Raw genomic sequence first — 18,426 nt, 5'->3', positions numbered from 1 at the left:
CTTACAAGTAACTATTTTGGCCACAGGGAATGCTGTGGCCAACGCTTAATTCTCACCCTGGAACTGGCCCGCGCGATACGTCAGCACGAGCGTATCGCGGTGGCCATGTTCGCCGATGGGCTGGATCGGCGTCGATTCGTGGATCACCGCCGCATCGTCGAGCAGCAGCAGCGACCACGGCTCGGTCAGGGTAAAGCGCTTGCCATTGGGGCCATTGGCTTCGAAGATGCGCGTCTCGCCGCCCTTGACCTGTTCGCGCCCGATCAGCAGCACGGCGACGAAATTGACGCCGTCGCGGTGCGCGCCTTCCGGCGTGGGGCGGCCGATGCCATCGGTCGTATCGATGCGGAACTGGTGCGCCTCGATGAACCATGGCTGGCTGCCCTTGACCTGCGAGCAGGCGTCGCCCAGCGCGCGGATCAGCTGTTGCCAGGCTGGTTGCGCGACGATGGCCGGCTCGACCGGCTCGAACAGGCGGTGCATGCCGCCGTGCAGGGCGTTGTATTCGACCGGTTGCCAGTGCGGGCGGTGCGCCGTCTGCGTCAGGCGCGCGCCATCCTGCACGAAGCATGAGTGGCGCCGGCGGCGATAGCGGCCGCCATCTTTCAGGTAATTGTCCAGCGCCAGCGCGTTCCAGCTGGGTTCCAGCGCGCGCAGTGCGGCCAGCGGGCAGCCGGCCAGCGCCGCCACATCCTGCGGGCGCAGAACGGCATAGCCGTCATCGCGCAAGGCGTCCTTGACGTGGGACGGGTCGGTAAAGATCGGTGCGGAAGTGCTCATGGCGGTGCGGGCCGCAACGCGGCCTGTATCAGTTTATCCAGCCTGGCATTCTACGACTTCGCAGCGTTTCCTGTGCAGTGCGATAAGAATTATTCTTGTTTACTTAAAAATTCTTTACCAGGGTCAGGCGCAGCGAGCGCGACTCCACCGGATGGAAGTGGATATCGTCGACCGGTTGCGCCTCGCCGGGCAGGCGCGAGGCATAGTAGTAATCGATGGCCGAGTCGCGCCGGTTGGCCAGGTTGTAGCCTTCCAGCTCCACGCGCAAGGTCTTGTCGATCTGGTAGGCGATGCGCCCGTTCAGTCCCACGCTGGCCGCGGAGCGCACGCTGTTATCTTCGATCAGGGGCCGCGGGCCGAAGTAGCGCAGGCGCAAAGAGCCCGACCATGGCCCGCGCGGCGTCACTGTCATGGCCAGTTGGGCCACGCCTTCGATGGCGCCGGGGATGAAGTCGCCCGCCGGGTCGCTGCCGCGCGAGCGCGCCCGCGCATACGCCAGGTCCAGGTCCAGCGACAGCCAGCTGGCCGCCTTGTAGTAGCTGGAAAACTCGATGCCGTAGCGCCGGCTGGGGCGGCCCGCCTCGGTGGCGCCCGCGTCGCCGATGAACAGCAGCTCGGAATCGAAGTCCAGGCGATACAGCGACAGCGACGTTTGCAGGCCGGCGATGGCGGCGCTGCGCAAGCCCAGTTCCAGGGCACGCGAGCGCACCAGGGGCGTGACCTTGTCGGCCGCCTCGCCCGTCTTCGGGTCGACCGTGATCGTCGTGCCGCGCGCGTCGTTGCTGTGAAAACCATTGCCGATGTTGATATACGCTTCCGTCTCGCGCCACGGGCCGGCGATCACGCTCAGGCTGGGGCTGAACAAATGGTCGCTGGCGGTACCCGAATTGGCGGCGCGGTCGCTGCGCACGTCGAAGCGGTAGGCGTCCGCGCGCAGGCCGGCCAGGCTGCGCAGCCAGCGCGACCAGCGCGTAATGTTTTCACCATACACGCCGATGCTGGTTTCGACGATATGGTCTTGCCGCGTGGTCGACAGGATCTGGCGCTGGCGCGTGTTGTACAGGCCATTGTGGATATTGTCGTTCTGTAGCTGCAGGCCGATGGTAGTGTCGCTGCTGCCCCTGTCCGTGTGGCGGTGCCAGGTATGGCTCGCATCGAGGCCGGCCGTCACGCGCCGGTCGGGCTGGGCGAACTGGTCGCCGTTGTCGGGGTCGTCCAGCGCATACGTGAAATTCGAGAACAGGGCCAGGCGGTTGGCGATCACATACGCGCTGACCTTGGACGATACGTCGTCCCTGGTCTGGCGCCAGGTGCCCGACAGGCTGTAGCGCTGCGCCTTGCCGCCGTCGCTGTCATCGACGGCGTCGAAGCGGCCCAGCGTGCCGTCCTGCACGGCGCGCAGCGGAATCTGGTCGGTGGCATGCCAGCTGGCGTCGTACGCCATGGCCGTGACATTGAAACCGTTGTTGGCATAACCTTCGCTGTAACGCAGCACGCCATTAAGCTTGTGGTAGCGGTCCGGCTGCGTAAACGGGCCATCGTTATGCTGCGCTTCGAGCGCGTACAGCAGGCTGCCGCCGCCTGCATCGAGCGTATCGGCCAGCAGGGCGCGGCGAAAGCCGTTTTGTCCGACGCCCACACTGGCGATGCCCTGCGTCAGGCGGTTCGCGTAGACGATGGAGGCCGCTCCCGCGGAGGAAAAATCGCCTTGCGCCGCCGAATACGGCCCCTTTTTGTAATCGAGGCGCATGGCCAGTTCGGGGATCAGGAAGTTCAGGTCCGTCCAGCCCTGTCCGTGGCCATGGCTGCGCTGGTTGACGGGCATCTCGTCGACGGTGGTGCGCAAGTCCGTGCCATGATCGAGGTTGAAGCCGCGCAGGTAGAACTGGTTGGCCTTGCCCTCGCCGCTATGCTGACTGACGATCAGCCCCGGCACGGCTTCGAGCAATTCTCCGGGCCGGTAGCTGGTGCGCGCTGCGAGCTGCTGTTGCGTGACGCTGCCCGCGTTGGCCGAATCGGCCACGCCCAGCTGGTTCAAGCGCGAACCGTCGACCAGCACGCGCTGGAAGATGTCGTCGGCGTGGGCGGCGGTTGCTGAAAACAGGGCGGCGAGGAGGAGGGGAAGATAGCGTGGCGTCATGGATGTCTGGGTGTGGCGGGACTTACCGGATCGGCAATTCCGTGTTCTGGCGGTCGAAAAACAGCGTCTGGATGGTGCCGCTGTCCTGCACATTGAGAGTGTTGCGCTGGCTGGGCAGGAAATCGATCAGCAGCTGGTTGTGGATGCGCGTGGCGGGGGCCAGGCGCGTGCGTTCGATCTCCTGGAAGATCACCACGTTGTCGGCATTGACCTTCAAGCCGACCCAGTTCAGGCGCAGGCGCTTGCCGTCCGGCGCCACGAGATAAAACTGTTTTTCGACATAGCGGCGCAAGGCCGCTTCGCTGTCTTCCTGGCCCAGGTCGAACTGGCGCTGGTACAGCTGCGTCAGCAGCGCCTCGACGTCATGGCCCGTATAGGTATGCACCACTTCGGTGCTGCCGCTGGCCGCGTTATAGCTGATGTCGGCGATACCCATATGGAAATTGTGGGCGCCAGCCGCCATGCTGGCACCGGCCAGCAGGCTTGCCGCGAACGTGCGCCAGCGCTTCACGCCTCGTCGCCCTTGTCCGAGCCGCTGTTCTTGCCTTTCAGCGGAGTATTAAAGTCGCGCATCAGGTTATCCTTGGGCGATTTTTCACTCTTGAACAGTTCCAGGCGCGATGGCGTGACTTTTCTCGGCCAGCTATTGTTGCTGGTGTCGATATCGGCCGTTTCCCAGTACGGGTCCTGCACCAGGCCCACCATCGGTTCATCGGTGATGACGACCTTGGTGATCTTTTTCGGCGAGTAGCGCCACACTTCGGCCGGCACGCGCTCGACGTACTTCTTGCCGCTTTTCAGTTCAATCTCCAGGATCAGGGGCATGACCATGCCGCCCAGGTTCGACAGGTCGACCAGGTACAGGTGCTTGCCCTGTTTCAGCAAGTCCTTTTCCCACGGTTCCAGGCCGGCCAGCGCTTCGGCATAGCTGTTGCGGTCCTTGTTGGTCACCGTGAAGTCGTCGTGCTGGTTGTAGAAATCCTTCAGCTCCGGATGCGCGTCCACGCGGCGCGGCATGCCCTTGTTGGCGCGGCTCGTCACCGATTCGGGCTGGGCATCCTTCTGCGCTTTCCTCCAGGCCTTCTCCGTTTCCGGATTTTTTGAACTCACGCCATATTCGCTGATGCCGTCGATGCTGATGTCGACCGGGTCGGTGGTGTAGAACCAGCCGCGCCAGAACCAGTCCAGGTCCGTGCCGGAGGCGTCTTCCATGGTACGGAAAAAGTCGGCGGGCGTCGGGCGCTTGAACTTCCAGCGCTGCGCATATTCCTTGAACGCGTAGTCGAACAGCTCGCGCCCTAGGATGGTCTCGCGCAGGATGTTCAGGCCCGCCGCCGGCTTGGCATAGGCGTTGTTGCCGAACTGCAGGAGCGATTCGGAATTGGTCATGATGGGCACCTGGTCGCGGCTACGCATGTAGTCGACGATCTCGCGCGGCTCGCCGCGCGAGGCGGGATAGTTTTCTTCCCACGCCTGCTGCGCCAGGTATTGCACGAAGGTGTTCAAGCCTTCGTCCATCCACGTCCACTGGCGCTCGTCCGAGTTGATGATCATCGGATAGTAGTTGTGGCCCACCTCGTGAATGATGACGCCGATCAGCCCATATTTGGTGCGTTTGGAGTAGGTCAGCTCGCCCGCTTTTTTGTCTTTCACCGGACGGGGGCCGTTAAACGAGATCATTGGATACTCCATGCCGCCCACGGGGCCGTTGACGGAGATGGCCGTCGGGTACGGGTAGGCTATGCTGTACTTGTTGTACTGTTCGATCGTGTGCACGATGGCTTGCGTGCTGTACTTTTCCCACAGCGGATTGCCTTCCTTCGGATAGTAGGACATGGCCATCACATCGCTGCCGCCCTTCTTGTAGCCCTGCGCATCCCAGATGAACTTGCGGCTCGAGGCCCAGGCGAAGTCGCGCACGTTGGTCGCCTTGAAGTGCCAGGTCTTTTGCGCGCGGCTGACGGATTTTTCGGCCGCTTCCGCCTCTTTTTGCGTGATGATGATGACGGGCTTGTCGCTGCTGCGGGCCTTTTCCAGGCGCTCGCGCTGCGCGGAAGACAGCACGTCCTGGGGATTTTTCAGCTCGCCCGTGGCGGCGACGATATGGTCGGCGGGGACGGTGAGCTGCACGTCGTAGTCTCCGAATTCCAGCGTGAATTCGCCCGAGCCGAGGAACTGCTTGTGCTGCCAGCCGGCCGCGTCGTAGTAGGCCGCCATGCGAGGGAACCACTGCGCCACTTCGAACAGGGCGTTCTTGTCGTCGAAGACTTCATAGCCGGCGCGACCACCCAGCACCTTCTGTTCATTGATGCGGTAGTCCCAGTCGATCTGGAAGACGAAGTCCTGGCCCGGCTTCAAAGGCTGCGGCAGGTCGATGCGCATCATGGTGCGGTTGATAAGGTATTTCAGGGGCTGGCCATCGGCGCCCTTCAGGGCGCGGATATTGAAGCCGCCCTGGAAGTCGCCGCGCGCCAGCATGCCGCGCAAGCCATCGAACTTCATGGTCTCTTCGCCCGTCGTCCTGGCCCACGCCTGGCGCGACGGCGCCGTGGTCATGCGGCGCGCGTCGGAATCGGGCTTGTAGATATTCTGGTCCAGCTGAACCCACAGGTAGCCGAGGGTGTCGGGCGACTGGTTGTGGTAGGTGATGCTGCCGCTGCCGGCGATCTCGCGTTTGGCTTCGTCCAGGGTGGCGCGGATCGTGTAGTCGGCGCGCTGCTGCCAATAGGCGTGGCCCGGCGCGCCGGACGCGGTGCGGTAGGTATTCGGGGTGGGCAGTACTTCTTCGAGCTGGCGGAACTTGTCGTCGAATGGTTCGGCGGCGAAAGCCGACACGGTAAAGCAGAGAGCCAACGAGGCTACGGAGCCGAAAAGTAAGCGCATATTCACCCTGATGTTGTTGTAAGGAAATAGTGGCAACTATTCTATACGCAGGGTGGGGCCATCCTTGTATCGATTTGTAATAAAGAAAGGCAGATTTTGCGCCAGTTTTTGCCTTGCGCTGTCAGGGGCATGCTTTGCCTTATTTTGCTCGGAAAAGCGGCGCTTTTACTCACTTTTCATCAGGCTGTCGCGCAACTGGTTCAGCTGTTGTTTCATGTCCACAACTTGTTCCACGCTGCAGTGGCTGGCCGTCAGGATGGCTTCGGGCAGCAGGGCCGCTTCGTGGCGCAGCTGGTCGCCTTGTTCGGTGAGGGAAATGATGACCTGGCGCTCGTCGCTGGCGGCACGCGCACGCGTCAACAGGCCCGCTTGCTCCATGCGCTTGAGCAGGGGCGTCAGGGTGGCCGAGTCGAGGAACAAGCGCTCGCCCACTTCCGATACCGTCAGGCCGTCGCGTTCCCACAGCACCATCATCACCAGGTATTGCGAATACGTGAGGCCGAGTTTACGCAGGAGCTTGCGGTACAGCTTGTTCATGGCAAGCGAGGTCGAGTACAGCGCAAAGCACAGCTGGCTGTCCAGGCGCGGCACCTGGTGCAAGGGGTTGGGAGCGGTGGTGGTATCCATGGGGACAGTATATATAGCGCGCTATTTAATTGCAATGCAACTGTGCGTTCTGCGGTGCCATCACTCTGCCTGTTGCCTGGCTTCAGTCAGGTGGCCCGCCTAGGCTAGCCGCCGCTCGTGGTCGCGCAGCCACTGTTTGCGCGCCAAGCCGCTATCGTCGCTATTTAGCCTGCCATGCTCCCCAAGCGCCCTGTGGCAGGGAACGACGATGGCCACGCGATTGGCATCATTGGCAACAGCCACCGCCTGCACCGTCCGTGGCTGGCCGAGTTGCTCCGCAAGTGCAGCATGGCTGACGGTGTGGCCATAGGAAATGGCTTGCAAGGCTTGCCAGACTGTCTGCTGGAAAGCATTGCCGGGCGTATCGAGTATCAGCCCGAAGCACTGCCGCGTGCCCGCAAAGTATTCGCCTACCTCGCGTTCTGCCTGGCGCGTGTGCCGGTTTTCACCCGGCAGCATGCGCGCCTGCTGCTCCTTTTGTATATTCCTGAATTCGGTTTCCAGCATTCGGTGGTCGACAAACGCCAGCAGGCAGACGCCACGCTCGCTGGCGCAGACGAACATCGGTCCCAAAGGCGTGGTAAAGCGGTGAATGAGGATGACATGGGCCGCCGCCGTTGGCGCGGCACCGGTCAGTTTTTTGCAGGTATAACCGAAGCCGCTGAGCGATTCGTAGCCGTGATCGAATGCCACACTGGTCGCTCGGCGCCCGGTCTTCAGTTCTTCCAGTGCCGTATTGATGCGCAGCGAACGCTGGAATGCCTGAAAGCTCATGCCATGGTGCTGCTGAAACCAGCGTCGGATGCGTTCTGGGCTGAGGCCGCGCTGCCGCAGATGGCTGTCGCTCAGGCGTTCCTTGGGGTGCTGGCGCACCCAGGCAATGGCCTCTGCTACTTCCGGCGGTGCGGTGTAGGCATTCTCGGTCGGCTTGCAGACCTTGCATGGCCGGTAACCGGCATCCAGCGCTTCCTTGAAGCTCGTATAGAACACCACGTTTTCGCGCTTGGGTTTGCGTGCCCGGCAGGTGGCGATGCAAAACACACCGGTGGTTTTCACGGCGACATAGAAGATACCGACATCATCGGCCGCGCGTCCGATCAGTGCGCGGTAGTAGCTATCGATCTGCCGGACGTCAGTGACCAGCATCGTCGACCAGCGCCTGGAACGATTGTTCGCCGCGCACGGCTACATACAGTTCTTGCAGGATACGCTGCACCCGTTGATAAAGAAAGTTGCCCATGCTGATGCGTTTGACGCCCAGTTCGGCAAGGCGGGAAAAACGCGGTAAATGCGGCATGCACATGACATTTACCGGCAAGGGGATGCCGGCAACGATGGCGGCGATATCGGCTTCGTTGACGAGACAGGGGATAAACAAGCCATCGGCGCCACTGGCGGCATACATCCGGCCGCGGGCAATGGTTTGTGCAAGGGCATCGTCTACGTTCAGCAGGAAGGTATCGGTGCGCGCATTGAGGAACAACGACACACCGGCGGCCTGCAAGCCGGCGCGGATGTCGCGCAGGCGCTGGGCAAAGACTGCACTGTCCAGTAAGTCGCGCACGTCGTTGCCGCCGTTGCGTATCACCACGCTGTCTTCCAGGTTGACGCCGACCACGCCCGAAGCCGCCAGCTTGAGCAAATTCTCCACAACTGCCGCGCTCGTGTCACCGTAGCCGGCTTCCATGTCCACGGTGAGCGGCAGCTCGGTGACGGCGCGCAGACGCTGGACTAGGGCATGCAGCTCGGAAAAGCTGACCTCCTCTCCGTCCGCATAGCCCAGCATTGCGGCAATCGCCGCGCTGGAAGTGCCAATGGCGGCGTAACCGGCAGATTCTGCCGCACGGGCACTGGCGGCATCCCATACATTGGCGAGCAGTAGTGGCGACGCTTGGTGATGCAGGTCTGTAAAGTACATGAATGGCTCCTGATTGAACATGGCGCCAGTATGCTGACCCAGTCGCTTACGTCACAACCGAAAATTGGACGAGTATTTTCTTCGTTCTGCAGTGCGACGCTGCTCAACCTCAACCTCAACCTCAACCTCAACCTCAACCTCAAGCATAGCGCTGGCGCAGCAGTTGCAGCATGGCGACGTTCTGTTGCCACGCGTCGCTCACCGGCTGCTGCGTCCAGGGCAGGGTTTGCGTATACGGCGCGGGGCCGAATTCCGGCGTGAACGTCATGCGTTCGGCGCCGGCCGCGCGGCGCAGGGCGACGATGGCATCCCACCACGCGAGATGGGCGTCGAGCGCCTGCTTTGCTTCCGGCGCGCGGAAGTCTGCCACTTGCGGCCCCTGCGCATGGCCCACGCGCGCATGCACGTGGCGCACCAGCGGCAGCACCTGCGCCAGGGTCTGCGGCTGGTCTTCCAGCAGGGATTCGCAGGCGCAGCACCAGTGCGACAGGTCGGCCGTCAATGGCAGGTCAGGATACTGCGCCAAATAGGGCAGCAGCAGCATCGGGTGGCCGCTGAAGCGGCTGCGGTGGATCTCATGCACGATGGGCACGCCGTGCTTTTCCGTGATGGCGGCGGCCAAGTCGAGAAGCTCTGCGTTTTGCGCCTGGCTGTAGTAATCCTTGCCCGTGTGCGTGTTGACCAGCACGGGCCGCGCCAGGCAGGCGTTTTCCAGCAGTTCCGCCAGGGCGGCGCGGTGCTGCTCGAAATCGCGGTGGAATACGGTTTCCCATTGCGCGGCGATCAGTTGCAGGCCCGCCTTGGCGATGCGGTCCGTCCATTCCTCGCGCAGGGCGGCGTCCAGCGGCAGCGACATTTCGATGCCGTCAAAGCCGGCCGCCGCTACCCTATCGATGAAGACCTCGGGCGGCAGTTCGTTATTGCCCCAGTGGGCGGCGTAGACTTCAATGCGCATCAGACGAAGCCCCGCACGGGGAACGCCGCGTCGCGCTGTATCCAGTTGTGGGCTGCGTACTCGGTCTGGCCGTCCGTCGCATGCAGGGTGTAGGCGTGGCGCGAGACGGGCGAGCGGTTCGGCGCGCTGTAATGGGGCAGCAAGCCGTGGAAGCAGACCAGGGCGCCCGCCTTGACTTCCAGTGGCACGGCCGTGCTGTCGTCGGGCCACGGCATCGTATCGAGTTTTTCCACGCGCACGGCGTCGCCGTTGCGGATGAAGCGTTCGCGCAAGGGGCCGCGGTGGCCGCCCGGTTCCGCCCACAGGCAGCCGTTGTCCAGGGTCGCGTCTTCCAGCGCGAACCAGAAGGTGGTCACGCTGATCGGCGTGGTCTCGAAATACGTGGCGTCCTGGTGCCAGCGCACTTCGCCGCCGATGCCCGGCTGCTTGAAAATGTACATCGATTGCCAGACCTGCGCATCTGCCAGGCCCAGGTCGCGCGCCACTTCGGCCAGCTTCGGGTCGGCCGAAAAGCTGCGGAAGACGGGATCCAGGTCGTGCATGGCGTGGCCGATCTTGTTGATCGACAGCGACTTCGCCTGTTTTAACTGGCCGTCAGCGCCGAACGCTTCTTCCTCGAAGAAGCAGCGGATGGTGTTGTCGGAGGCGAGAAAATAATCGTTGGTGTTCTTTGCCTGGTCGCGCGTGGTGAAGATGGACTGGCTGACGCTGGGATCGAATTCGTTGACAATCTGCTCGGCGCGCGCCCGCAAGGCGGCGATTTCGTCCGCACCCTTGAAATCGGGCAGGATGATGTAGCCGTCGCGTTGGTATTGTTCTTGTTGCAGGATTGTCAGCATGGCGGCGGCTCCGGAGGTCAATGGAAAGCGCCATTGTAGGATGGGCGAGGGCGGCAAACAATCGCCCGGCGGTTGACAGATTGTCGCCAAAGCGATGACAATCTTTGACATGGATCAACTAAAAGCGATGGAAATCTTTGTCGAAGTGGCGCGCCAGCGCAGCTTCACTGTGGCCGGGCAGCGCCTGGGCCTGACGCGGGCCATGGTCAGCAAGACCATCATGCAGCTGGAAGAGCGCCTGCATGCGCGCCTGCTGCACCGTTCCACGCGCGAAGTGAGCCTGACGGACGCGGGCCGTGCCTACCTGGCGCCGTGCATGGCGACCGTCAGCCAGGCGCAGGAAGCGGCGCGCATGGTAGCGCACGTGGCGCAGGCGGGAGCCGGAGCGGAGCTCGCCGGGCCGCTGCGCATCCAGGCGCCATCGAGTTTCGGCAGCGTGTGGCTGGCCGACGCCGTCGCCCGTTTCAGCCTGCGGCACCCGCAGGTGCAGGCCGAGTTGTTTGTCGACGATGCGCTGCTCGACCCGATACGCCACGGTTTTGACTTGACGATCCGCGTGGGCGGCATCCCGGACAGCAGCGCGCTGGCCATGCGACCGCTGGCGCCGTGCCGCGCCGTGCTGTGCGCCAGTCCCGCCTATCTGGCGCAATGGGGCGTGCCACAGACGCCGCAAGACTTGCTGCAGCATCAGTGCCTGCATTTCAGCCACCTGACCGATGGCACGAACTGGCATTTCCAGCGGGGAGAAGGGGAACAGCGCGAGGAGGTGAGCGTGCGCGTGCAGGCGGGCTTCACGGCGAATAACGGGCTGGTACTGCAGCAGGCGGCGCAGCGGGGGCTGGGCATCGTCTACAGCACTACCTTCCTCGCCTGGCGCAAGCTGCTCGACGGCAGCCTTGTGCCCGTGCTGTCCGGCTGGGACCTGCCGTTGAATCACTTGAGCGCCCTGTATCCGGCCAGCCGCCAGCCATCGCCCAAGGTGCGCGCGCTGATCGATTTCCTGGTGGCCGAATACCAGCCCGTGCCGCCGTGGGACCGCGAGCTGGAGGCTGCCGGGTTTTTCAGCTGAAAGCGACCGGTTCCAGCGTCCACGCGCCATCGGCATACACGCGCTCGTCGTCCAGATAAACGGCTTCGGTGACGGCGAAGATGTCGACGTGGTAGCGCGCATCCTTGCGCTTGAACTGGGGTTTGGTGTACACGCCATGCTTGGCGCCCAACGACAAATGGATGCCGCACATGCGTTCATACGTGCCGATGTCGTTGACCAGCTGTTCGCGCGAAAAGGCGCGGTTCATGCCGAAGCCCAGTTCGCGCACCCACACTTCGCCCTCATGGGCGCGGATGATTTCCAGCATGGCGGTAAATTCCGGCGTGGCGTGCTCGGTGCCCGTGACGCGGCCCTTGTCGATGATCAGGGTGATCGGCGTGTCGGGGCGGTTGACCATGAAGTGCGTGTCGCCAAAGACGAAGATGCGCACGCGCCCGTTCACCGCTTCCAGGTCCTGCGCTTCCGTAAACACTTCGCCCAGGGGGAACTGGCCGCCGATATTGTTCATGCCGGCGTAGTCGCCGATATTCAGCTTGGCCGATTCGAACGGCGAAGCGAACACCAGCTGCTCGCCGCCGCTGTCGACCATGCCGTGGCGGGCGCGGTCGATGCGTGCCTTCAACGCATGGCCCACGCCCCGGTAGTAATCGGGATCGTAGGCCAGCGAAGCGATGTAGTGCAGTCCCTGCACGCCGGGCATGCGCGACAAATGCACGTGTTCGATCACTTTCAGGCCCCGCTTGAACAGCTCGATGCGGATGCGGAACGCTTCCAGGCGGAAGCTGGTCGACTGGATCAGCACGACGAGGCTGCCGGCGGGCAGTTCGGCAAACGCGGCCAGCACGGCGTCGGGCGTGACGTCGTCGAAATCAATGAAGCTCGCGTCCGGCAAGGCCTGGCGATAGGCTTCCGTCAACACGACGTTGAGCCAGCTGCGCTTGTCGCAGACGATCAGCGCCGGTTCGTCCGGGCGGTGACAGATGGCCATGGCCAGCAGGTCGGCCACGTTTTGTGCGGCCACTTCGGTGGCGGCGGCGCTGATGGCATCGAGCCGGCTGGTGTCATTCTCGGGAAGCGTCATGGTGCGGATTTCGTCTGGCGTATGGTAAACCAGGCATTATAAGGCGATTGCCGGGCGTGTCGTCGATACCGCGCCGTTTCAGGCTTGCTTCTGTGGCAAGGATGCTCAAGCCCCACCGGGGAAGGCCGATTATCTTGTGTAGTGCTGTATGGCAATGTATTATTTGTAAAACAGGCCAGATACACGAGCGGCATGCGGCGTGTACGCATGGCCGCTTGTGCAAATGATGCAGGACGACACCCTCCTGATGAGGATGGTGCAATGAATAGACTTAGACGAGTGTGATGCGATGAGTGTGATTGGACAAGATATTCCGATGGAACGGCCCGATGCGGATGGCCGCGCGGCCCTGCTTGTGCCCATCCCAAGCGTCAAGGAAGATGTGCTGTTGACGATACGCAGGGGCGCGGCCATCGTCGGCTTTGCCAACCACGACCGTACCGTCACCGTTTATTTTGAAAGCAACCGTTTCGACGATCCCGCGCTGGCGAAGTGGGAACACAAGGCGCGCAAGGCCTATGATCGCCTGATCGATAATGCCCCCACCGTATCGAAGCTGACCACCAGCCCCGCCAATTTCGAGCAAATCGGCTATATCAATGGCAAGGGCATCACCATCCGCCATATGGACAGCCTGAAACGCTGGCTGACGTATTCGGAGGCGATGCAGACTTGCCCCGAGAATGAGATTATTCCCCGCACTGTTATCGCCAAAGCCGAAAGCGTCAAAGTCTGATTTCGGCGTGGCGCCCAGCCCTGGGCATTTTTCAGACGTTCGCGGCGTGCGGACGATAGGCCAGGGTGTTGTTCCTTTGCCTCGCCGTGCTGGCTGACTGTACCCTCCCTACACCACGATAATATTCGCCTGCGCCTGGAGAGGGCAGGGCTGATCGTCTTCGACGATCGGCCGGCCTGGCGTCGTCTTCCCTCCCAGCGCCAGGTCGTCGTGCCGTTTTTGCTGTCGCGTAAGGTAATATTGCAACAAGGCGCAGCTGGGATCTGGCGACAGCATTGGCCGCTGCGCTCGCCAAGATGAATGACGATATGAACCAGCAAGACGTGCGCAGGGTGACGGGGCGCACCCAGGAAAAGGTTGGAATGTGCTTGAAAAAGTGAATGAACGTTGTATTAACGCCGCTTGCGGCCGGGAATTGCTGCTGCGCGTGGCTTGTTGTCCATTTTGCGGCACGCGCCAGGCGGCCGAACCCATTGTTTTGCAGAAAGTAGTGCCGCCGCCGGTGCCTCGCATGCCGCCGCCGGTGCCCGTCGTCCCGCCAGTTCCTGTGCCGCAGCCCGCTCCCGCTCCCAAGCCCGTCCCGCCGCCGGTTCCCGTGCCAGCCAAGGCGCCGCCTGCGAAACCGGCCGCCAGGGGTTCGGTGCCGCCACCGCGCCCGCCCGTGCGCTTGCGCACGTGGATCGCGGCGGCAGTGGTGCTGACCGGCATCTGGTTTTTCAACAAGCCCGCCGACAAGCCTGCCAGCGTGGCGGACCAGGTCGAAGCTGCTATCGCGCTGGCGGCGCAGTGCGACCTGGACGGGGCGCGCAGCGCGCTGGCCGTGCTGAAAAGCGCCAAGGCCCCCGCCGCGCACCTCAAACGCTTGCAGGCGAGCATCACCAAGTCCGCCGCCACCTGCGACCGGCAACAGCAGCGGGCACAGGCGTGGACGGCGCTGCAAGACAGTGTCAACCAGGCGCTCGATGCGGGCAAGCCGGATCTGGCCGCCACGCGCCTGGCCATCTACGTGAAACGCTGGGGCGACGATCCCGACAGCCTGGAACTGGACGCCAAGGTGAAAGTGGCGCAAGCCAGCGTCCAGCTCGACGCGGCCGACGCCTGCCTGGCCAGGTCGGACAGGGTCTGCCTGGAAAGCAGCCTGATCGCCGCCGAGCGCTACAAGCGGCCGGAACTGGCGGCGCGCACGCAGGCGCTGCGCGCGGCGTTGTCGCAACTGCTCGAGCGTTCGCTGCTCGATGCTGCCCCGGTCCCGGGCCAGTAGCGCCAACATGTAAAATGCCCGCCGCGGCCAGGCCGGGCGGGCGTCGCGTTGCCGTTTGAGCCGACGCTTATTCTTGCGGCACCAGCGCCAGCGCCGCGCTGAAGTCGCCCATCGGCTTGCCGCCGTTGGCCATCAGCGCCTTGTCGCGTAGCGTCAAACCGTCGAGTACGGGCAGCGCGAAGCGGTGCGTGATGGCGCGCAGGATCGAGGCCGAATCATATTGCGTATGGTCAACCAATCCCTTTTTCACGTACGGCGAGACGAGGATGGCCGGCACGCGCGTGCCCGGACCCCAGCGGTCGCCCTTCGGCGGCGCCGCATGGTCGTAGAAGCCGCCGTTTTCATCGTAAGTGACGATGACCAGCATGTTTTTCCATTGCGGACTCTTTTTCAGCTGGGCGATGACGCTGGCGATATGCGCGTCGCCGTCGGCCACGCTGGCGTAGCCCGCATGCTGGTTCAAATTGCCCTGCGGCTTGTAGAAGGCCACGGGCGGCAGTTTGCCGGCGCTGGCGTCGCTGAGGAACTGGCTGTCGAAGTCGCGCAGGTGGGCGGCACGGTAGGCGGGCGCCTTCAGGGGGTCCATGTTGGCAAAGTAGTTGAACGGCTGGTGATGGAACTGGAAGTTCGGCGGATTCGGGAAGCTGCCGGCGCGCGCGCTGGCCGTGGCCAGGGCCGTCGTATCCTTCCAGGCGCCCGCATACCAGGCCCAGTCGATGTTCTTGCCAGAGAGCAGGTCGCCGATATTCGTCTGCGTCTGCTGCGGCAGGGTGTTGGCCTTGCCCGTGTCCGCATACAGCTTGCTGCTGTCGCCGGATGCGGGGGCGTTGCTGCTGGGCTGGAACGGTGGCTGCATGGTATTGACGGCGTAGAACATGCCCGTGCTGTCGGCCGGCGTCAGCGCGCCGTCGTTGGCATAGGCGGGCGCGCCGTTCAGGACCGTGCTTGGGGCAGTGGCGGACGGCGTCAGGCGCACGAAGTTACCGTTGGCGTCGACGTCGATCTTCGCAATCGATCCCTTGGCTACCGAGGTGTCGGCGTTCGGGTAGGTCGGTGCGCAGGCGCAGATCAGGTACTGGTGCGTGAGGAAGGAGCCGCCGAAGGCGCCGATGAACAGGTTGTCGGCCAGCGCATATTGTTTGGCGATGTCCCATAACTGCATCTTGCTGCCGTCGTAATAGCCCATGGACAGGCCGCCCGCGTCGGAATAGGCTGCGAACTTGTCGTTGGCGCCGCCGTTGATCTGCATCTGGTTGTTGTAGAAACGGTGCACCAGGTCGCGCGTGATCACCGATTGCGGCAGGTACAGGGGGCTGCCGGCGTCATCGATCTGGAACGGTTTGTTGGGCAGGTTGGCCGATTGCGCCTGGGTGATGACGGTGCTCTGGCCGGCCGCTGTCATGCCGCCCCAGGTGGGCGGCAGCACGGGCAGGGTGCTGCCGTCATAGTCCTTCTGCGGCACGTAGGCCACGCTGGAAGTGGGATTGACGCCCGGCACGCCGTTGGCGCCCGGGAACAGGCCGTACAGATTGTCGAAGCCGCGGTTTTCCGCGTAGATGACGACGATGGTCTGGATATTGTTCAGCGCCAGTGCGCCGTTCAGGGCGGCCAGCGCGTCGGCGGGCGCCGCCTGGGTGCTGGCGCTGGCGATCAAGGCCGTCACGCTGGTGTTCTCCGCCTTCAGTTTCGTCAGCTCGTCGCCGCTGGCCTTGTTGAAGTCGGACGCCAGGCCCGCTTCCGACACTCCCAGGCGCGCGGCCAGCTTGCTGCTGGCGGCCGCAAAGTCGCCACCGTTGCCATCCATGATTTGCGCCAGTTCCGTCGACAGGGCGCTGACAAAGGCGCTGTGTCCGCTGGGTGCGCGCAGCAGCAGTTTTTGCGTGACCTTGCTGCCCGCGTCACCGATGGTTTCATGGCGGATGGCGTCCGTGCCGATGCTCACCAGCACGGCGCCCTGGCCCCCGAGCGTGTAGCTGCCGTCGGCTGCCGTGCGCACGGCGGCCGAGCCGGTGTCGCAGGTCAGCTTGGCTGTGCTGCTTTCCAGGCACACCTGGGCGTTTTCATAGTAGCTGCCGATCACCTGGCCCGTGGTGCTGGGCGTGATCGCGTAGTCGCTGCCGCAGGCGGCCAGGCCCAGCGACAGTAACAACGGCAGGGGCCGTAAAGAGGGGCGTAAAGCGGTTTTGGCGTGCAAGTTCATGTTCATGCCTTCTGGGTGGAAAACGTCGCATGCTAGGCAGGCAATATGTCAGCTCTGTGACATGTCAGTACCTGTTACATGACGTAATGTACGGACTTGATACATTACTTTTTGCAGGGACTTGTCACGCAGTTGTCACATGCCGTTGCTACGCTGCCAGCCCATGATGAAACCGATACCCTCCCTGCTGCTTGCTGCCGTGGCCGCTGCTTGCCTGCTGGCCGCTTGCCAGCCCGCACCGCAGAAAGACGCGGCCGCCGTGCCGGCCGGCCACCTGGCGGGCGCGTATGCGCCCACCCTGAAACGCCAGCCTTCGGTGGCGGCAATGACGGCCATGGGCCGCGCCATGTTTTTCGAGCCCAGCCTGTCCGTGTCGGGGAAGATGTCGTGCGCCAGCTGCCACAGTCCGGAACACGCGTACGGCCCGCCGAACGCGCTGGCGGTGCAGCTGGGTGGCCCGGAATTGAAGGACGCGGGCACGCGTGCCGCGCCCTCGCTGCGTTACCTCCAGAACGCGCCCGCATTTACCGAACATTTTCATGATGACGATGGCGACGACAGCGTCGACGCGGGCCCCACGGGCGGGCGCAACTGGGACGGCCGCGCCCAGTCCGGCCACGAACAGGCGCTCGCGCCCCTGTTATCCAAGCGCGAGATGGGCAACCGCGACGGTGCCTCCGTGGTCGCCAAATTACAGGCCGGCCCCCTGGCGGCGCAATTCCGCCAGACGTATGGCGCGGATATCTTCGAACAGCCTGGCCAGGCGCTGCGCTGGGCGCTGATGTCGCTGGAAGTGTTCCAGGAAAGCCCGTTGGACTTCTATCCGTACACCAGCAAGTACGATGCTTTCCTGCGCAAGCAGGCCGTCTTGAGCCCGCAGGAAGCGCGCGGCCTGGCCCTGTTCAACGATGAAGCCAAGGGTAATTGCGCGTCCTGCCACATCAGCCAGGTGAGCTCGGGCGGCGCATTTCCGCAATTTACCGACTACGGCTTGATCAATATCGGCGTGCCGCGCAATACCAAACTGCCGGCGAATGCCGACCCGGCGTTCTTTGACCTGGGCTTGTGCGGCCCGGACCGCACCGACTTGATGGAGCACAAGGAATACTGCGGCAGTTTCAAGACGCCGTCCCTGCGCAACGTTGCCCTGCGCAAGGTGTTTTTCCATAACGGCAGCTTTGACAGCCTGGAGCAGGTGTTGCGTTTTTACGTACAGCGCGACACGGCGCCGCAAAAATGGTATCCGAAAGATAAGAGTGGCAAGGTGCACAAATACAACGATCTGCCGCCCGGCCTGGACGCCAACGTGAACGTGGAGGCGCCGTTCGACCGCCAGCCGGGCCAGGCGCCCGCCCTGAGCGAAGCGGAGATCGCCGACGTCATCGTTTTCCTGCATACCTTGACGGATGGCTATCCGCTGGCCCGCCCGGCGCAGGGAAAGGGTGGCTAAAAAGATATCAAGATACCATTGCTTACAACTACGCCACAAAAGCCTGTTTTTATGTGCGTTAGCGCACGCTAGAAAATTTTAGGCAGGTGTATATTGCAAACTGATCTGTGTCTTTTGATAACAATGAAAGGGAATATCATGAAAGTAAGCAAAAATTGGATGACCGTGTGCGCCGCCGGGATGATGGTTGTGGCACTGGCTGCCTGCCAGAAGAAGAGCGATGTCGCTGCGGGTCCTGCGGAACAAGCTGGCCAGAAGATCGATGCGGCCGCTGCCAAGGCTGAAGCCGACATCAAGGCCGCCGCTGGCAAAGCCGATGCCGCCGTGAGCCAGGCCGCTTCCGATACGGGCGCCAAGATGGATCAGGTCGCCGCTGACGCCGACAAGAAAATGAGCGAAGCGGCCGATGCCGTCGGCAAGAAAGTGGAAAAAGCCGGCGAAAAGATGCAGGACGCCGCGCACAAGTAATCGCGCCAGGGCCGGCAGCTGCCGGCCCGGCCCCCGC

Annotated in this window: 16 protein-coding genes; 5 read left to right on the top strand and 11 right to left on the bottom strand. The window is 63.2% G+C overall.

Annotated elements, in window-relative coordinates; all coding sequences use genetic code 11:
- Positions 1 to 45: 45 nt before the first annotated feature.
- From ACQ4W0_RS07180 to ACQ4W0_RS07140, 9 genes are all read right to left on the bottom strand, one after another.
- Complete coding sequence (locus tag ACQ4W0_RS07180; protein ID WP_436576125.1) at positions 46 to 780, bottom strand: 2OG-Fe dioxygenase family protein; 735 nt, start codon at positions 778 to 780, stop codon at positions 46 to 48.
- Positions 781 to 883: 103 nt separating this feature from the next.
- Positions 884 to 2,920, bottom strand: coding sequence for a TonB-dependent receptor (locus ACQ4W0_RS07175; protein ID WP_436576124.1), 2,037 nt, complete (start codon positions 2,918 to 2,920; stop codon positions 884 to 886).
- 22 nt (positions 2,921 to 2,942) lie between these two features.
- The gene (locus tag ACQ4W0_RS07170; RefSeq protein ID WP_436576123.1) at positions 2,943 to 3,431 is read right to left on the bottom strand and encodes a DUF6702 family protein; all 489 of its coding nucleotides are present in this window, start codon (positions 3,429 to 3,431) and stop codon (positions 2,943 to 2,945) included.
- The gene (locus ACQ4W0_RS07165) at positions 3,428 to 5,803 is read right to left on the bottom strand and encodes a M1 family metallopeptidase (RefSeq protein WP_436576122.1); all 2,376 of its coding nucleotides are present in this window, start codon (positions 5,801 to 5,803) and stop codon (positions 3,428 to 3,430) included. The genes ACQ4W0_RS07170 and ACQ4W0_RS07165 overlap by 4 nt, the downstream gene beginning before the upstream one ends.
- Positions 5,804 to 5,968: 165 nt before the next feature.
- Positions 5,969 to 6,430, bottom strand: a complete 462-nt coding sequence (locus tag ACQ4W0_RS07160) for a MarR family winged helix-turn-helix transcriptional regulator (RefSeq protein ID WP_436576121.1) — start codon at positions 6,428 to 6,430, stop codon at positions 5,969 to 5,971.
- Positions 6,431 to 6,529: 99 nt separating this feature from the next.
- Complete coding sequence (locus tag ACQ4W0_RS07155; protein WP_436576120.1) at positions 6,530 to 7,576, bottom strand: bifunctional transcriptional activator/DNA repair enzyme AdaA; 1,047 nt, start codon at positions 7,574 to 7,576, stop codon at positions 6,530 to 6,532.
- Positions 7,563 to 8,348, bottom strand: a complete 786-nt coding sequence (locus ACQ4W0_RS07150) for an isocitrate lyase/PEP mutase family protein (protein WP_436576119.1) — start codon at positions 8,346 to 8,348, stop codon at positions 7,563 to 7,565. The genes ACQ4W0_RS07155 and ACQ4W0_RS07150 overlap by 14 nt, the downstream gene beginning before the upstream one ends.
- Before the next feature lie 139 nt (positions 8,349 to 8,487).
- Positions 8,488 to 9,303: a sugar phosphate isomerase/epimerase family protein gene (locus ACQ4W0_RS07145; RefSeq protein WP_436576118.1), complete on the bottom strand. Its 816-nt coding sequence runs from the start codon at positions 9,301 to 9,303 to the stop codon at positions 8,488 to 8,490.
- On the bottom strand, positions 9,303 to 10,142 hold the full coding sequence (locus ACQ4W0_RS07140; protein WP_436576117.1) for a phytanoyl-CoA dioxygenase family protein: 840 nt from the start codon (positions 10,140 to 10,142) through the stop codon (positions 9,303 to 9,305). The genes ACQ4W0_RS07145 and ACQ4W0_RS07140 overlap by 1 nt, the downstream gene beginning before the upstream one ends.
- A 109-nt stretch (positions 10,143 to 10,251) precedes the next feature.
- Between ACQ4W0_RS07140 and ACQ4W0_RS07135 the strand changes: the two genes are divergently transcribed.
- Entirely contained in the window at positions 10,252 to 11,211 is a 960-nt protein-coding gene (locus ACQ4W0_RS07135) for a LysR family transcriptional regulator (protein WP_436576116.1), read from the top strand.
- Here the strand turns inward: ACQ4W0_RS07135 and ACQ4W0_RS07130 are convergent.
- The gene (locus tag ACQ4W0_RS07130) at positions 11,204 to 12,274 is read right to left on the bottom strand and encodes a M29 family metallopeptidase (RefSeq protein ID WP_436576115.1); all 1,071 of its coding nucleotides are present in this window, start codon (positions 12,272 to 12,274) and stop codon (positions 11,204 to 11,206) included. The two genes, ACQ4W0_RS07135 and ACQ4W0_RS07130, sit on opposite strands and share 8 nt — an antisense overlap.
- 289 nt (positions 12,275 to 12,563) lie before the next feature.
- Here ACQ4W0_RS07130 and ACQ4W0_RS07125 point away from each other — a divergent pair, with 289 nt between their 5' ends.
- Both ACQ4W0_RS07125 and ACQ4W0_RS07120 read left to right on the top strand, forming a co-directional pair.
- Entirely contained in the window at positions 12,564 to 13,010 is a 447-nt protein-coding gene (locus ACQ4W0_RS07125) for a hypothetical protein (protein WP_436576114.1), read from the top strand.
- A gap of 511 nt (positions 13,011 to 13,521) precedes the next feature.
- Positions 13,522 to 14,271 (top strand): hypothetical protein, encoded by a 750-nt coding sequence (locus ACQ4W0_RS07120; protein WP_436576113.1) that lies wholly within the window; start codon positions 13,522 to 13,524, stop codon positions 14,269 to 14,271.
- A gap of 67 nt (positions 14,272 to 14,338) precedes the next feature.
- Here the strand turns inward: ACQ4W0_RS07120 and acpA are convergent, their stop codons facing one another.
- Complete coding sequence (acpA, locus tag ACQ4W0_RS07115; RefSeq protein WP_436576112.1) at positions 14,339 to 16,471, bottom strand: acid phosphatase; 2,133 nt, start codon at positions 16,469 to 16,471, stop codon at positions 14,339 to 14,341.
- A 166-nt stretch (positions 16,472 to 16,637) separates the two neighbouring features.
- Between acpA and ACQ4W0_RS07110 the strand changes: the two genes are divergently transcribed.
- Positions 16,638 to 17,921, top strand: a complete 1,284-nt coding sequence (locus ACQ4W0_RS07110; RefSeq protein ID WP_436576277.1) for a cytochrome-c peroxidase — start codon at positions 16,638 to 16,640, stop codon at positions 17,919 to 17,921.
- A gap of 138 nt (positions 17,922 to 18,059) precedes the next feature.
- Positions 18,060 to 18,389 carry a hypothetical protein gene (locus ACQ4W0_RS07105; protein ID WP_436576111.1) on the top strand — a complete coding sequence of 110 codons (330 nt, stop codon included), beginning with the start codon at positions 18,060 to 18,062 and terminating at the stop codon, positions 18,387 to 18,389.
- The last annotated feature ends 37 nt before the right edge of the window (positions 18,390 to 18,426 follow it).

Source organism: Janthinobacterium breve (assembly GCF_051380895.1).
In the GTDB taxonomy this organism is placed as follows: Bacteria; Pseudomonadota; Gammaproteobacteria; order Burkholderiales; family Burkholderiaceae_D; genus Janthinobacterium.
Note: the sequence above shows the minus strand (reverse complement) of the source record. Positions and strands in the feature narration are given on the sequence as shown.

Bases quoted from the DNA above. Each gene is read 5' to 3' on its own strand.
- ACQ4W0_RS07180 (WP_436576125.1), bottom strand. From the start codon at position 780: ATGAGCACTTCCGCACCGATCTTTACCGACCCGTCCCACGTCAAGGAC.
- ACQ4W0_RS07175 (WP_436576124.1), bottom strand. From the start codon at position 2,920: ATGACGCCACGCTATCTTCCCCTCCTCCTCGCCGCCCTGTTTTCAGCA.
- ACQ4W0_RS07165 (WP_436576122.1), bottom strand. From the start codon at position 5,803: ATGCGCTTACTTTTCGGCTCCGTAGCCTCGTTGGCTCTCTGCTTTACC.
- ACQ4W0_RS07160 (WP_436576121.1), bottom strand. From the start codon at position 6,430: ATGGATACCACCACCGCTCCCAACCCCTTGCACCAGGTGCCGCGCCTG.
- ACQ4W0_RS07155 (WP_436576120.1), bottom strand. From the start codon at position 7,576: ATGCTGGTCACTGACGTCCGGCAGATCGATAGCTACTACCGCGCACTG.
- ACQ4W0_RS07150 (WP_436576119.1), bottom strand. From the start codon at position 8,348: ATGTACTTTACAGACCTGCATCACCAAGCGTCGCCACTACTGCTCGCC.
- ACQ4W0_RS07145 (WP_436576118.1), bottom strand. From the start codon at position 9,303: ATGCGCATTGAAGTCTACGCCGCCCACTGGGGCAATAACGAACTGCCG.
- ACQ4W0_RS07140 (WP_436576117.1), bottom strand. From the start codon at position 10,142: ATGCTGACAATCCTGCAACAAGAACAATACCAACGCGACGGCTACATC.
- ACQ4W0_RS07135 (WP_436576116.1), top strand. From the start codon at position 10,252: ATGGATCAACTAAAAGCGATGGAAATCTTTGTCGAAGTGGCGCGCCAG.
- ACQ4W0_RS07130 (WP_436576115.1), bottom strand. From the start codon at position 12,274: ATGACGCTTCCCGAGAATGACACCAGCCGGCTCGATGCCATCAGCGCC.
- ACQ4W0_RS07125 (WP_436576114.1), top strand. From the start codon at position 12,564: ATGAGTGTGATTGGACAAGATATTCCGATGGAACGGCCCGATGCGGAT.
- ACQ4W0_RS07120 (WP_436576113.1), top strand. From the start codon at position 13,522: ATGCCGCCGCCGGTGCCCGTCGTCCCGCCAGTTCCTGTGCCGCAGCCC.
- acpA (WP_436576112.1), bottom strand. From the start codon at position 16,471: ATGAACTTGCACGCCAAAACCGCTTTACGCCCCTCTTTACGGCCCCTG.
- ACQ4W0_RS07110 (WP_436576277.1), top strand. From the start codon at position 16,638: ATGAAACCGATACCCTCCCTGCTGCTTGCTGCCGTGGCCGCTGCTTGC.
- ACQ4W0_RS07105 (WP_436576111.1), top strand. From the start codon at position 18,060: ATGAAAGTAAGCAAAAATTGGATGACCGTGTGCGCCGCCGGGATGATG.